At 36.9% G+C, this 14,282-nt stretch carries 14 protein-coding genes; 9 read left to right on the top strand and 5 right to left on the bottom strand.

Going from position 1 to position 14,282, the window contains the following annotated elements; all coding sequences use genetic code 11:
- Positions 1-500: 500 nt before the first annotated feature.
- Positions 501-1,226 (bottom strand): ZIP family metal transporter, encoded by a 726-nt coding sequence (locus tag D9842_RS15940; protein WP_121663342.1) that lies wholly within the window; start codon positions 1,224-1,226, stop codon positions 501-503.
- Between the two features lie 99 nt (positions 1,227-1,325).
- Positions 1,326-2,324, bottom strand: coding sequence for an ABC transporter substrate-binding protein (locus D9842_RS15935; RefSeq protein WP_121663341.1), 999 nt, complete (start codon positions 2,322-2,324; stop codon positions 1,326-1,328).
- 157 nt (positions 2,325-2,481) lie between these two features.
- On the opposite strand from D9842_RS15935, the gene D9842_RS15930 reads away from it, so the two are divergent.
- The 5 genes from D9842_RS15930 to D9842_RS15910 are packed head-to-tail and all read left to right on the top strand — an operon-like array spanning position 2,482 to position 6,437.
- Entirely contained in the window at positions 2,482-3,483 is a 1,002-nt protein-coding gene (locus D9842_RS15930; RefSeq protein ID WP_121663340.1) for a FecCD family ABC transporter permease, read from the top strand.
- Positions 3,480-4,535 (top strand): FecCD family ABC transporter permease, encoded by a 1,056-nt coding sequence (locus tag D9842_RS15925; RefSeq protein ID WP_098796421.1) that lies wholly within the window; start codon positions 3,480-3,482, stop codon positions 4,533-4,535. The genes D9842_RS15930 and D9842_RS15925 overlap by 4 nt, the downstream gene beginning before the upstream one ends.
- Positions 4,536-4,595: 60 nt before the next feature.
- Positions 4,596-5,420 carry an ABC transporter ATP-binding protein gene (locus D9842_RS15920; protein ID WP_098796422.1) on the top strand — a complete coding sequence of 275 codons (825 nt, stop codon included), beginning with the start codon at positions 4,596-4,598 and terminating at the stop codon, positions 5,418-5,420.
- Positions 5,413-6,168, top strand: a complete 756-nt coding sequence (locus D9842_RS15915) for an IucA/IucC family C-terminal-domain containing protein (RefSeq protein ID WP_098796423.1) — start codon at positions 5,413-5,415, stop codon at positions 6,166-6,168. The genes D9842_RS15920 and D9842_RS15915 overlap by 8 nt, the downstream gene beginning before the upstream one ends.
- A 14-nt stretch (positions 6,169-6,182) precedes the next feature.
- A complete protein-coding gene (locus D9842_RS15910; protein ID WP_098796424.1) occupies positions 6,183-6,437 on the top strand; it encodes a YusU family protein in 255 nt (84 codons plus the stop codon).
- A 43-nt stretch (positions 6,438-6,480) separates the two neighbouring features.
- On the opposite strand, the gene D9842_RS15905 is transcribed toward D9842_RS15910, so the two are convergent.
- Positions 6,481-6,810, bottom strand: coding sequence for a spore coat protein (locus D9842_RS15905; protein ID WP_098796425.1), 330 nt, complete (start codon positions 6,808-6,810; stop codon positions 6,481-6,483).
- A gap of 14 nt (positions 6,811-6,824) precedes the next feature.
- On the bottom strand, positions 6,825-7,097 hold the full coding sequence (locus D9842_RS15900; protein ID WP_098796426.1) for a hypothetical protein: 273 nt from the start codon (positions 7,095-7,097) through the stop codon (positions 6,825-6,827).
- A gap of 269 nt (positions 7,098-7,366) precedes the next feature.
- Here D9842_RS15900 and D9842_RS15895 point away from each other — a divergent pair, with 269 nt between their 5' ends.
- A complete protein-coding gene (locus D9842_RS15895) occupies positions 7,367-8,284 on the top strand; it encodes a proline dehydrogenase family protein (RefSeq protein WP_121663339.1) in 918 nt (305 codons plus the stop codon).
- Between the two features lie 67 nt (positions 8,285-8,351).
- On the opposite strand, the gene D9842_RS15890 is transcribed toward D9842_RS15895, so the two are convergent.
- A complete protein-coding gene (locus D9842_RS15890) occupies positions 8,352-8,507 on the bottom strand; it encodes a YuzL family protein (RefSeq protein ID WP_121663338.1) in 156 nt (51 codons plus the stop codon).
- Positions 8,508-8,693: 186 nt separating this feature from the next.
- On the opposite strand from D9842_RS15890, the gene D9842_RS15885 reads away from it, so the two are divergent.
- The 3 genes from D9842_RS15885 to D9842_RS15875 all read left to right on the top strand — a co-directional run bounded on the left by D9842_RS15885 (position 8,694) and on the right by D9842_RS15875 (position 14,164).
- Positions 8,694-11,078 (top strand): 3-hydroxyacyl-CoA dehydrogenase/enoyl-CoA hydratase family protein, encoded by a 2,385-nt coding sequence (locus D9842_RS15885; RefSeq protein ID WP_121663337.1) that lies wholly within the window; start codon positions 8,694-8,696, stop codon positions 11,076-11,078.
- A gap of 26 nt (positions 11,079-11,104) precedes the next feature.
- Positions 11,105-12,280, top strand: coding sequence for an acetyl-CoA C-acetyltransferase (locus D9842_RS15880; RefSeq protein WP_121663336.1), 1,176 nt, complete (start codon positions 11,105-11,107; stop codon positions 12,278-12,280).
- Positions 12,281-12,379: 99 nt separating this feature from the next.
- Positions 12,380-14,164, top strand: a complete 1,785-nt coding sequence (locus D9842_RS15875) for an acyl-CoA dehydrogenase family protein (RefSeq protein WP_121663335.1) — start codon at positions 12,380-12,382, stop codon at positions 14,162-14,164.
- The last annotated feature ends 118 nt before the right edge of the window (positions 14,165-14,282 follow it).

Below are 14,282 nucleotides of genomic sequence, written 5' to 3'. Positions count from 1 at the left end.
GGGGGGGATGATGGTCTGAGAGGCGGATAAATAAAGCAGATTATCCTTAATTGAGTAACCAATAGTTTATAAATAAGCGGAGTTTTTCCGGTTAGAATGAAGAATGGAAATCAGTTTGGAGATATAAGCGGAATTTCTCCGGTTAAGCAATGTAAAATGGTCCATTTTCGTCTTTTTCGATTAAATAGGAGGAATCTTTCCGTCTATTTGATCTATTTTTCATGTTATTTCCTCAATAAGGGGAATTTCTCCGCTTATTAGTAGCTTATTTCCATGCGATTCTTGAAGAGTTGGAAATTTGCTTAAACGGGTACTTATCTTGGTATAAAAAATGCTTGGAGCATTAATGTTTCCAAGCATTTTTCTTTGCTTTATTTACTTGAAAAATGCTTTTTAATCACAGTGCGAATGACTATACGAAAAGCAATGTTAATTTGTATTTTGTACTTCAAAACAGAACCCGTTACACTTTTGATTAGTGTTTTTTTCTTATTTTTTAGCTATAAATGAGATAGAAATAGAGAACTCAATAAACCTAGAGATGCAATTAAACCCACAATGGCTCCGCCTTCTTCAAAGGCCTCGGGCATCATAGTGGATGCAACCATCGCAAAAATCCCTCCTGCTGCAAAAGCTGATATAAATGAAATAATATTTGCTGATGTATTCTGTAGCAACCCGTAGCCTATTAATGCACTAACAGAAGATAGAAAAACAACAATTACCCACATTGTGAGAATTGTCTTATTGCTATAACCATCTTTTTTTAATCCAACTGTACTTGATAATCCTTCAGGAAAATTGCTAATAAAGACAGCGATAACCATTAGGTAACTAACTGTTCCTTGCTCAAGTAGGCTTACACCAATAATTACAGATTCAGGAATCGCATCAATAATCGTCCCAATGAAAATGGTGATCCCAGAATGATTTTCACTGCTCTTCTTTGAACGTTTTCGATCACTTCCTCCTCTTTTGGAAACAATAACCTCAGATAAAGTAAATACCAATGCACCGACTAGAAAACCAATAGATGTAGATTGTAAACCCCCTTCATTAACAGCTTCTGTTAACAATTCAAAAGCAGCAGCTCCAATTAACACACCAGTCCCAAATGACATAATCCATCCAGTAATTTTTTTAGGGAGATTTGTAAAGATACCTACTAATGCACCGAAAAAAATAGGTGAACCAGCAAACGCTCCCCAAAGTGCTGCTTGAAGCAAGTACCTCACCCTCTCTCACGTCATATCCTTTATTTTTCCCTAATCATTTTAGAAAAAACAAAAAAAGCGACTAACATTGTCAGTCGCTTTCACTCTTTATTATTCAGCAAGCTTTGCTTCAATATCATCTAATAGCAGGTTAGCTGCAAGAACCCCACCAGCTGTATTCCAGATAGCATCATCAACTTTGTAAGCTTTTTCTGCTTTTACAACTTCAAGGTTTTGCCAAAGTGGATCTTTTGTCCATTCTTCTTCTGTTTTTGTTGCTTCAGTATCACCAGGTGGTGCATATGTAAAGTAGAATAAAATGTCTCCATCCATTTTTGGAATAACTTCCTTACCTACTTCACGAGCAAATAGATCTTCCGGATTATCAGAGAATACTTCCTCTAGTACTGCAGGACGTGCAAACCCTAACTTCTCTAAGATCACTCCTGAGAAAGAGTCTTTATAGTAAATTCTAGTTTTACCTGCCATAAATCGAACAACAGATACTTCTTGGTTTACTTTATCACCAGCTGTTTCTTTTATTTCGGCAATACGAGCTTCAAAATCATCAATAACTTTTTGACCCTCATCTTCACGGTTCAATGCTTTAGCATATAATTTGTAGTTATCCTGCCATTCACCCTTTAAAGTTTCAGAGAAAACTGTAGGTGCAATAGCTTTTAATTGCTCATAGATTTTTTCTTGGCGAAGTTTGTTACCGATAATTAAATCTGGTTTAAGAGCAGCAATTGCTTCCACATTTACTTCACTTTCCGTTCCAACAACTTCAACATCTGTCATTTTATCAGTAATATGTTCATACCAAGGATCACCTAACCAAGATTGTACGGCACCAACTGGTGTAACACCCATAGATAATAATGCTTCTGTTCCTTCATTTGTTAAAATAACAACCTTCTCAGGAGTACCCGTAATTTCAGTTGAACCCATTGCATGTTCCACTGTATATGTTTCTTCAACAGGAGCATCATTTGATCCTTCTGTCGTTTCTGGTGCTTCCTCATTGGTATTACCACATGCTGCGAGAATAAGAACAGTCATGCTTAATAAAAATAATGATAACCAAGATTTACGTGATGTTGCTGTCATGTTTGAACCTCCATTGTATTTGATAATCGTTTTCATTTACAACGAAAATGATAAAAGGTATTAGGACAAATGTCAATATCTAATTGAAAATGATATTCAAAATCATTAATTTTTGATAAGATTGTTATGAAATAAAAGTAAGACTATAGGAGCAGCTATGTTATTAAAATCTTCTTATCAAAAATCAGTTGGTTTAGTTTTAGGATTCATGTTACTTATTTTTTTAATGTGTGGGAGTCTTGTATTTGGGTACACAGATACAAGCTTAAAAACGGTCTATGAGGCTTTTACTAACTTTAATGGTACAAATGAACATATTATTGTGTATGATGTTCGATTACCTCGAGCATTAATAGGGGCTGTGGTCGGAGCAAGTCTTGCACTAGCCGGTGCTATTATGCAAGCCTTAACAAAAAATCCTTTAGCATCTCCTAGTGTATTCGGAATAAATGCCGGTGCAGGATTCTTTATTGTTGTAGCAGTTTCAGTGTTTTATGTTAACTCATATCAGGCTTATATTTGGATTGCCTTTGCAGGTGCAGCCTTTTCAGCTTTTATTGTTTATTTTATCGGGTCATTTGGTAGGGAAGGGCTAACTCCAATGAAGTTAACATTAGCAGGTGCAGCAATGGCAGCACTGTTTTCTTCTCTTACACAAGGATTATTAGTTGTTAACGAAGCGGCCCTTGATCAAGTGTTATTTTGGTTAGCTGGCTCTATTCAAGGTAGAAAGTTGGAAGGATTGTATATGGTACTTCCTTATGTTTTACCTGCCATTATATTAAGTATGATTCTTTCACAAAAAATAAATGTGTTAACAATGGGGGAAGATGTTGCAAAAGGATTAGGACAGCGAACAGGAGTAGTAAAGCTTATAGGAGCATTACTTGTTATTGTTTTAGGGGGAGGAGCTGTTGCTGTTGCTGGACCGATTGCTTTTATCGGAATTGTTATTCCTCATTTCGCCCGATTTTTAGTTGGTAATGATTATCGCTGGATTCTCCCTTTTAGTACCTTTTTAGGAGGATCACTCCTTGTGTTTGCAGATATTCTTGCAAGATATATTGTTATGCCTGAAGAGGTGCCAGTAGGAGTTATGACAGCGTTTATCGGAACTCCCTTTTTTATTTATATTGCACGTAGGGGGTTCGGAAAGTGAAAAAATATTATAAATTAAGGTTAGGAGCAGGCTTTCTCTCCTTTTTAATAGATAAAAGGGCATTTTTTATATCGTGTATTTTGTTAGGTATTACATGTTTAATTTTTATGTTAAGTACAGGCATTGGAGAGGTTTTTATTACCCCTATTAATGTTTTGAAAACCTTGTTTGGATTCGGTACAGAGATGGATGAACTATTTATTTATTCATTTCGATTGCCTCGTATTATTATTGCTTTATTAGTTGGAATAAGCTTAGCAGTAGCAGGTGCGATACTACAGGGTTTAATACGTAATCCATTAGCATCACCAGATATTATTGGAATAACAGGTGGAGGAGCAGTTGGTGTTGTTTGCTTCCTGATGCTTTTTAGCGATAGAAACAACTCATTGATTGTAAGTGTTAAGTGGATGCCTGTTGCAGCCTTTATTGGGGCAACCATCGTAGGCATACTTGTTTACTTCCTTTCTTGGAAGAATGGATCTTCTTCTGTACGACTCGTTCTTATTGGGATCGGGCTATCCATGCTAGCACAGTCTTTAACTACACTTTTTATGGTGAAGGGCCCAATATATCAAGCATCACAAGCAAATGTATGGATTACAGGGACAGTGTATGGTGCAACATGGGAACAGGTTCGCATATTACTTCCTGTTGTTCTTATCTTATTAATAATTAGCTTGATTTCAGTTCGAAATGTGAACATTCAAGAGCTCGGTGATGAACTGGCGACAGGTGTGGGAAGCTTGGTACAAAGGAACCGATTTTTTCTTTTATTACTGGGGACTGCCTTAACAGGGGCATCGGTAGCCTTTGCAGGTGTAATAGGGTTTGTTGGCTTAATGGCTCCTCATATGGCAAGGAGAATGGTAGGCTCTTCCTTTGGCGCTTTATTGCCTGTCTCTGCATTGCTTGGTGCAATACTTGTTATGTTAGCAGATTTAATTGGAAGAACGTTATTTTCTCCTTTAGAGGTTCCAGCAGGTGTGTTTACTGCAGCAATTGGTGCACCATATTTTATTTACTTACTATATAAAACAAGAAACTCATAAGCGTAAGATTTCTGGCTAAAGCCATGTGAAAAAAACTAGATTTGCCATACAAAAGGAGCGATTTATATGGATGCAATTGAAACAAATGCGCTCACTCTTTCTTATGGAGATACAATTATCATTAATGAGTTAGATGTGAAAATTCCCAAAGGTGAAATTACGGTATTTATTGGTAGTAACGGTTGTGGGAAATCAACATTACTGCGTTCTATTGCAAGGCTGCTAAAACCAAGAAACGGTTCAGTTTTACTTGAGGGTAATTCTATTGCAAAACTTCCTACAAAAGAGGTAGCAAAACAATTGGCAATCCTTCCGCAAGGTCCAATTGCACCTGAAGGATTAACCGTACTGCAGCTTGTAAAACAAGGTAGATATCCACATCAAAGCTGGTTAAAGCAATGGTCGAAGGAGGATGAAGACGCTGTTTCAAATGCCTTAAAAGCAACAGGGTTAGAGGATTTAGCGGAAAGACCAGTCGATTCTTTATCCGGTGGGCAACGACAACGTGCATGGATTGCCATGACTCTTGCGCAACAAACAGATATTATTCTGCTAGATGAACCTACAACCTATTTAGATATGACACATCAGATCGAAATATTAGATCTTTTATTTGAATTAAATGAACGTGAAAATCGTACGATTGTTATGGTTCTTCATGACTTAAATTTAGCTTGTCGCTATGCCCATAATCTTGTAGCGTTAAAGGATAAAAAAGTTTATGCACAAGGAAAGCCTGAAGAAGTAATTACCTGCAGTTTAGTACAAAATGTATTTCAAATGAATTGTGAAGTTACAGTAGATCCTATTTTTGGAACACCTCTTTGCATACCTCATGGAAGAGGAAGATGTATTATAAAAGAAGTTGGGGTATTAAATGGCTGAATTAACAAAAGAAGAACTAGAATCATTAACGAAATACCGACTTATACTAGAGAGAAAAACAAATGGTTCAATCATTGAGGGTATTGAATTACTTCAACAAAAACAACTAGCAGCTCTTTATGATGAGATACTACAAAACAAGCTTAATACAAATAAACACTCTGTCATCGGGTCTATGTTAGTAAAAAGATATGCCTTTTTGGCAGCACTTGTATTATATTGCATGACCAGCTACGATAAAGGAATAAACAGTAGCATTAACAACCTGTCACTTCAAACAGATGATGATGATCCAATTTGGTTACCAAGCTTTTACTTTAATGACTTGGTCGTAACAACTCCAGATCCTGATCGAGACAGTTGGAGGGAAACTGTTATCACAGCCTTATTCAAAGAAAATATTACGATGATTCTTTCTAACGTATCCAAAGCTTCGAAAGTGTCAAAGTCCATACTTTGGGAAAATATTGCGATCTACATTTTCTGGATGTACGAATCTTTACTCGAGGATGAAGGTATCTCAGATGAAATGAAGTCAAAGGTAAAGGAAGACTTTTCATATGTCATATTACATGCGCCTGCTGAAGCTTTTGGTCTAACAAATAAAAATCCTCTAACAATGTATTTTCATGAAAAGAAAAACAATGTGAGAAAACGTTCCACCTGTTGTTTATTTTACTTTACTTCAAAAAACGGAGATCGCTGTCAAACATGTCCAATTGAATGTAAACAACCAATGACTCAGTGAGGAGGTGACGTTCAATGGAGCAACAATTAAAAGATCAGTTTGAAGGGCTGCTTGAAAAATATACAGAATTATTATTAGGTGAATCATCTGATGAATTAAAAGAAAAAGTAAAGATGTGGGCATTGTACACCCATATTTCCAAGTCAATGCCACCGCTAGCTAAACATTGGAACTCGACCTATCCAGAAGCTAAAGAAGATTTAAAAAGTATTATTGGAGAAATCAAGGACCTAAATGAACAGTTTCGTCAAATAAAAAAGAAGGATTAAAAGCTCATCTTCTCCTATGAAGTGAGCTTTTTTCTTTTGTAGATTATTGAGTATTTCCATATGGAGATTGCTGCTGAATGGTTGTTGAAAACTTTTGATATGCTTGTTGAAGTTTCTGTGTATCAGCGGCTTCTAGGGAATACCATCCATTTTTAAACATTAGATTATAGAGATCTCTTTGAGCCTGCTGTGTTTCATTAAATATTGTAGAAAGATCCTGGTATAGTGCTTGATGACTTGCTTCGTTAAGTGCAGTTGAATAAGAAGAAGTTAAATATTTTTCGGTTGATAATAAATCATTTGCAAAATCACGATCGTTCATCATAGGTCCTTCCTGCACTTGTGTTTCTGCATTGCTAATTTTACGATCCATACTTACCTGACCTCCTACTGAAGTTGAGCACCTGATGAAGGCTGCTGAGATTGTAAATGTGATAAGATTTTTTGATAATGCTGATTGTGCATTTGACCAACTTGTTCGAATTGATTTTTAACTTCTTGATTTTGACATTGAGATGCAAAAAAGTGGGCTTTTTTCATAGCTAAAAGATTCCACGAAAGCATATCTGTTAGGTAGAGCTGGTCTTTGGATGTGATTACATTAGGTGGCTGCATCATCATTGATTGCTGTTGCTGCTGTTGCATATTTTGCTGCTGCATCAATAACCCTCCTTACAATTTCATACCCTTTTATCGTTCCACTCCAATAGTGTATTATGCAATCGGAAAAGAGATCCTTAACCGATTTTAACTTCAAAACATATACTATTGATAAGAGGAATACAGATCTGATAAGACATAAATCAATATGTCATTTTGCAAATAACTTGTATTCCACTAATTCTTATATAATGAATGCGGTTACATTCGGCTAATTGACTAAAAAATGGACTGAATATGGAATAAGAACGCAAAAGGAGGGTTTTCAAGTGGAACAATTATTACGAAACTCTTTTATGTTTTTATCCAAGAATAAGACGTTGACTAAACTTGCAAAAAAATATGGACTAAGATTTGGAGCAGGAAGATTCGTAGCTGGTGACACAATTGATTTGGCAAAAGGTGTAATTCAGGATCTTAATCATAAAGGCCTTGATGTGACATTAGATTACCTGGGTGAATTTATTGAGGATGAGCAGGAAGCAAGAGAAACAGCTGATCATTGTATTAAAGCAATTGAAGCTATAGGAACCAGTCAGCTGAAATCACAAATTTCAATTAAACTTACTTCTATGGGTTTAGATATATCTGATGAAGTAGTTTTAAAGAATATGCGCCGTATATTAACAGCAGCTGAAAAGTATGATGTATTTGTAACAATTGATATGGAAGATCATTCAAGATGTGAAAAAACGCTCGAAATTTTTAAGACATTGAAAAAGGATTATAAACATGTAGGGACAGTTGTTCAAGCATATTTATACCGCACTGTTCAGGATGTTGAGGAATTAAGTCGCTATGAGGCGAACTTAAGGCTGGTGAAGGGTGCCTACAAAGAATCATCAGATGTTGCTTTTCCAGATAAAAAGGATGTTGATGAGAACTTTAAAAAAATTATTAAAATGCATCTACTTAATGGACATTACACAGCAGTAGCAACTCATGATGATACTATGATTGACTATACAAAAGAGCTTGTAGATCAACACAAGATACCAAAGGATCAATTTGAGTTTCAAATGCTGTATGGTATTAGACCTGAAAAGCAATTAGATCTAGTGAAAGAAGGATATCGAATGCGTGTCTATGTACCGTTTGGGACAGATTGGTATGGATATTTTATGAGAAGAATGGCAGAAAGGCCTGCTAATGTAGCGTTTGTTTTGAAGGGGATTTTTAAACGCTAAGCGAAATAGCCACTGGAAAACTAAGAAGGGGCCTGCAACCTATGTCAGACCCCTTAGACTTACACTTTTACATATTGTCACTGCCCATATTATGCTGTTTGTATTGTTGATTTTGACTAGTGCGCTTACCGCCACTGGCCTTTTCGTTATTAGGACCAGCATTCCCTTTTACACTTGCAGCACTAACACCTGCTTTTGATGGAGATTTTTTTAAACGTGCCATGAAGTATCACCCCCTGCTAAATTAGGTTTTCCTAAGATGAATTTTATTATTTAGTAAAAAATATGATAAATCTATTGAACAAATTTTTAAAATCTTTTATATTATTATTAAAGGAGCTCATTCGTAAGGTTCATTTTTTTTGGGAGAAAAATGAATGAGTATTCATTCAAATAAGGGGGAAATGTAATGGTCCAGCGAATTAAGAGAGCTGCTGTGTTAGGTTCAGGAGTGATGGGCTCAGGAATTGCAGCACACTTAGCAAATATCGGCATCCCTGTCTTACTATTAGATATCGTGCCTCGTGAGGTAAATGACGATGAGGTAAAAAAAGGTTTAACATTACAAGATAAAGCTGTACGTAATCGTATCGCATCAACAGCTGTTCAAAAACTTTTAAAACAAAAGCCGGCACCACTTACGGTGAAGAGCAACCTCGAACTCATTAAGGTCGGTAACTTTGAGGATGATATGAATCAATTGTCAGAGGCTGATTGGATTATTGAAGTTGTTGTTGAAAATTTAGCTGTCAAACAACAAGTGTTTGCGCAGGTTGATGAACATAGAAAACAAGGAAGTATTATTAGTTCAAATACATCAGGTATTTCAGTAGAAGCAATGGCTGAAGGTCGTTCAGATGACTTTAGAAAGCATTTTTTAGGCACCCATTTCTTTAACCCACCGAGATATTTAAAGCTATTGGAAATCATTCCAACAAAAGATACTGACAAGGCTGTTTTATCGTTTATGAAAACATTTGGTGAAGATGTGTTAGGAAAAGGTGTTGTAGTAGCAAAGGACACGCCTAACTTTATTGCAAACCGAATTGGAACATATGGCTTACTAGTAACAGTCCAAGAAATGTTAAAAGGCGGTTATAGTGTCGGTGAGGTTGATTCTATTACCGGACCAATTATCGGTAGACCAAAAAGTGCTACTTTCCGAACACTTGATGTAGTAGGTTTGGACACATTTGCACACGTGGCGAAAAATGTACATGAGCAAGTGGATGGACAAGAAAAAGCAGTATTTGAACTTCCCGGCTTTTTAGAAAAAATGCTTGATAATAAATGGCTTGGCAGTAAAAGCGGTCAAGGATTTTATAAAAAAGAAGGAAAAACAATTCTAGAATTAAACCCTGAAACATTTGAATATGAAGAGAAAAAGAGATTGCAGGCAGCATCTGTAGAACTTGCAAAGCAGGCTAAAGGCTTACCAAATAAATTGAAAGCGCTTATTTATAGCGATGATCGAGCGGGTGCATTGTTAAGAAGCATCACCGTACCAACACTAGTTTATTCTGCCCAGCTACTAGGTGAAATTGCTGATGATATTGTCGCAATTGACCAAGCAATGAAATGGGGATTTGGCTGGGAGGCTGGTCCGTTTGAGCTGTGGGATGCAATTGGTGTAGAAAAATCAGTTGAATTAATGGAGCAGCAAGGTGTTCAAGTACCAAGTTGGGTAAAAGAAATGCTTGGAAAGGGCTTTGGAACATTCTACAGAGAAGAAAATGGGGTTCTTTTCTTCTATAACAATGGTGAGTATCGACAAGTAAGACAAAACCCTAAAGTGATTAATTTAAAGACACATAAACAAATAAATGGTGTTATTAAGAAAAATAGTGGTGCAAGCTTTATTGATTTAGATAATGATGTTGCGTTGCTTGAGTTTCACTCACAAAGCAATGCAATTGGGTTAGATATTATCCAAATGATTAATTTTGCAGTTGATGAAGTTGAAAAGAACTACAAAGGACTTGTTATTGGAAATCAAGGTAAAAACTTCTGTGTTGGAGCAAATTTAGGAATGATTTTAATGGAAGCACAGGATGATAATATTTTTGAAATCGAAATGGTTGTTCATCAATTTCAACAGGCAATGATGAAGATAAAATATAGCAAAAAACCAGTGGTTGCTGCACCGTTTGGGATGACATTAGGTGGTGGAGCGGAGATATGCTTACCGGCAAGTAGCATTCAAGCATCAAGTGAAACATATATGGGATTAGTAGAAGTTGGGGTAGGACTGATTCCAGGCGGTGGCGGAAACAAAGAGCTTTATATAAAGCAATTAAGCAACATGCCTAAGGGAGCAGACTTTGATTTACAATCAGTTGCTAACAAAGTCTTTGAAACAATTGCCATGGCAAAAGTATCGACTTCTGCAGCAGAGGCAAGAAAAAATCAGTTCCTAAACAATCGTGACAACATCAGTGTGAATAGTGATCACTTATTATACGATGCAAAACAAAGAGTCATTGAGCTTTACGATAACGGATATCAACCACCTGTCCGCAACAAAGTACCTGTAGTGGGAGAAACGGGCTATGCGACTCTTTTACTCGGTGCCCAATCCATGCATCTTTCCGGATATATTTCAGATCATGATTTAAAAATCGCAAAGAAACTTGCCTATGTTATCGCAGGAGGTAAGGTTCCATTCGGTACAGAAGTAGATGAGCAATATTTGCTGGATTTAGAAAAACAAGCATTTTTAAGCTTAGTAGCTGAAGGGAAGTCACAGCAACGTATGCAGCATATGCTTTTAAAAGGCAAACCACTTAGAAACTAATACTGTAAGAAAGGGAGGTTAGTAGAATGAGAGAAGCAGTTATTGTGGCAGGTGCCAGAACACCTGTAGGAAGAGCGAAAAAAGGTACGTTAGCAAACATGCGACCTGATGATTTGGGAGCATTAGCTGTAAAGGAAACATTAAAAAGAGCAGGGGATTATGACGGGAATATTGATGATCTCATTATAGGCTGTGCAATGCCCGAAGCAGAGCAGGGATTAAATATGGCAAGAAACATTGGGGCTTTAGCCGGTCTCCCTTATACAGTTCCTGCGATCACAATAAATCGCTATTGCTCGTCCGGGTTACAAAGTATCGCCTATGGGGCTGAAAAAATTATGCTAGGTCATTCAGAAACAACCATTGCAGGTGGAGCTGAATCTATGAGCCTTGTTCCAATGATGGGGCATGTTGTCAGGCCAAATGCAAAGCTAGCTGAAGAAGCTCCAGAATATTATATGGGCATGGGACACACTGCTGAAGCTGTTGCCAAAAAATATGGTATCACACGTGAAGAGCAGGACGCTTTTGCAGTAAGAAGTCATCAAAGAGCGGCAAATGCAATTAAAGAAGGAAAATTTGATGATGAAATTGTTTCTGTAGATGTACCAGTAAGAACAGTTGGACCTGATCATAAATTACATGAAAAGGTTGTTACGTTCAATCAGGATGAGGGTGTTCGAGCAAACACAACTTCAGAAGTACTTGCTACATTAAAGCCGGCATTTTCAGTAAAAGGGTCTGTCACAGCAGGTAATTCTTCACAAACAAGTGACGGAGCTGCAGCTGTTATGCTGATGGATCGGGAAAAAGCTCAATCTCTTGGCTACCAACCATTGGTGAAGTTTAGGTCATTTGCTGTTGCCGGAGTTCCTCCTGAAATTATGGGAATTGGTCCAGTTGCTGCTGTACCTTTAGCTTTAAAATACGCAGGCTTGGAGCTTTCAGATATTGGCTTATTTGAATTAAATGAAGCATTTGCTTCTCAATCCATTCAAGTTATTAGAGAGCTAGGACTTGACGAAGATAAAGTGAATGTAAACGGTGGAGCAATTGCACTTGGTCATCCACTTGGATGTTCTGGTGCAAAGTTAACTCTTTCATTAATCCATGAAATGAAAAGAAGAAATGAACAATTTGGTGTCGTAACAATGTGTATTGGTGGCGGAATGGGTGCTGCAGGGGTATTTGAATTATTGTAAGTATTAACGACAACAGATGAGCAATCGAAAAAAACGATTGTTTCAAGTTCTACTTTCTAAATAGCAGTTATTCAAATAAATGTTAATGGGGGAATTTTCATGTCAAAAGCAACAGATGCAGTGATTAAAGGTGGAAGCTTTTTAATTGAAGATGTTTCATATGATCGAGTTTTTACTCCTGAGGATTTTACAGATGAACACAAAATGATTGCAAAAACAACGGAGGATTTTGCGGTTAATGAAGTGCTTCCACATCTTGAAGATATTGAAAATCATGAATTTGATAAATCTGTTAAGCTTTTAAAGCAAGCGGGGGAACTTGGTTTATTAGGGGCAGATGTACCTGAGGAGTATGGCGGATTTGGATTAGATAAAATCAGCTCTGCTTTAATTACTGAAAAGATTTCAAGAGCTGGAAGTTTCTCTTTATCTTTTGGTGCTCACGTAGGAATTGGTTCATTACCAATCGTGTTATTTGGTAATGAAGAACAAAAGAAAAAGTACTTACCAGGGCTTGCTTCTGGTGAAACACTTGCAGCTTATGCATTAACAGAGCCAAGCTCAGGGTCAGACGCACTTGGTGCTAAAACAACAGCTAGACTTAATGCAGAAGGCACTCACTATGTGTTAAACGGTGAAAAACAATGGATCACAAACTCCGGTTTTGCAGATGTTATTGTTGTTTATGCAAAGGTAGATGGTGAACATTTCTCAGCATTCATTGTAGAGAGAGATTTTCCAGGTGTTTCAACAGGTCCTGAAGAAAAGAAAATGGGAATAAAAGGATCTTCAACAAGAACAGTTATCCTGGAAGATGCTCTAGTGCCAAAAGAGAACTTATTAGGTGAGTTAGGTAAAGGACATGTGATTGCCTTTAATATCTTGAACATTGGTCGTTATAAGCTAGCAGTTGGAACAATTGGTGGAGCAAAGCGCTTAATAGATGTAGCTGTTCAATATGCGAACCAGCGTCAACAGTTCAAAACACCAATTTCAAGCTTCTCTCTTATTCAGGAAAAACTTGCAAATATGGCAGCGAAAACATATGCGATGGAAAGTTCAGTTTATCGCACCGTTGGCCTATTCGAAGACCGTATGAGTAGGTTAACTGATGAGGAAATTAAAAACGGAAAAGAAGTCGCAGAATCTATTGCTGAGTATGCTATTGAATGTTCATTAAATAAAGTATTTGGTTCTGAAACACTAGACTATGTCGTAGATGAGGCTGTTCAAATTCACGGTGGTTATGGATTCATGGCAGAATATGAAGTTGAGCGTGTTTATCGCGATTCTCGTATTAACCGTATTTTTGAAGGAACAAATGAGATCAACCGTCTACTAGTACCAGGAACCTATTTACGAAAAGCTATGAAAGGTGAACTACCTTTATTCCAAAAAGCGCAAAGTTTACAAGAAGAGCTGATGATGCTTATGCCTGAAGAGGTCGGAGAAGGGACACTAGAACAAGAAAAGTACTTATTAAAAAATGCAAAGAAAATCGGCATTTTAATTGCTGGTTTAGCAGCACAAAAGTACGGAAAAGAATTACAAAAAGAGCAAGAGGTTCTTGTAAATATTGCTGATATTGTAAGCAATGTATATGCGATGGAGTCAGCGATTTTACGTACTGAAAAAGCAATGGCTAAGAACGGTGAAGAGAAAAACAAACAAAAGCTTCTTTATACACAAGTATATTGCCAAGAAGCCTTCAATGAAATTGAAGCACATGCAAAAGAATCATTAATTGCGGTTGAGTCAGGTGATTCTCTACGAATGATGATGTCAGCATTACGTAAATTTACACGTCACACTCCAATTAATGTAATTGGCAAGAAAAGAGAGATTGCAGCAGCAATTATCGATAAAAATGCATATCTAGCTTAATTTTCAGGAGGCAATGATATCATTGCCTCCTTCAACCTGTTTTCAATCAATAAAGAGCAATGTTCAGTGCCTTCTAATTCTCAACCAAATAAGATAAAAGTTAAATTTGAGCCTTGAA

It is taken from the genome of Metabacillus litoralis (genome assembly GCF_003667825.1).
Lineage (GTDB): Bacteria > Bacillota > Bacilli > Bacillales > Bacillaceae > Metabacillus > Metabacillus litoralis_B.
Note: the sequence above shows the minus strand (reverse complement) of the source record. Positions and strands in the feature narration are given on the sequence as shown.

Bases quoted from the DNA above. Each gene is read 5' to 3' on its own strand.
- D9842_RS15935 (WP_121663341.1), bottom strand. From the start codon at position 2,324: ATGACAGCAACATCACGTAAATCTTGGTTATCATTATTTTTATTAAGC.
- D9842_RS15930 (WP_121663340.1), top strand. From the start codon at position 2,482: ATGTTATTAAAATCTTCTTATCAAAAATCAGTTGGTTTAGTTTTAGGA.
- D9842_RS15915 (WP_098796423.1), top strand. From the start codon at position 5,413: ATGGCTGAATTAACAAAAGAAGAACTAGAATCATTAACGAAATACCGA.
- D9842_RS15910 (WP_098796424.1), top strand. From the start codon at position 6,183: ATGGAGCAACAATTAAAAGATCAGTTTGAAGGGCTGCTTGAAAAATAT.
- D9842_RS15905 (WP_098796425.1), bottom strand. From the start codon at position 6,810: ATGGATCGTAAAATTAGCAATGCAGAAACACAAGTGCAGGAAGGACCT.
- D9842_RS15900 (WP_098796426.1), bottom strand. From the start codon at position 7,097: ATGCAGCAGCAAAATATGCAACAGCAGCAACAGCAATCAATGATGATG.
- D9842_RS15890 (WP_121663338.1), bottom strand. From the start codon at position 8,507: ATGGCACGTTTAAAAAAATCTCCATCAAAAGCAGGTGTTAGTGCTGCA.
- D9842_RS15885 (WP_121663337.1), top strand. From the start codon at position 8,694: ATGGTCCAGCGAATTAAGAGAGCTGCTGTGTTAGGTTCAGGAGTGATG.
- D9842_RS15880 (WP_121663336.1), top strand. From the start codon at position 11,105: ATGAGAGAAGCAGTTATTGTGGCAGGTGCCAGAACACCTGTAGGAAGA.
- D9842_RS15875 (WP_121663335.1), top strand. From the start codon at position 12,380: ATGTCAAAAGCAACAGATGCAGTGATTAAAGGTGGAAGCTTTTTAATT.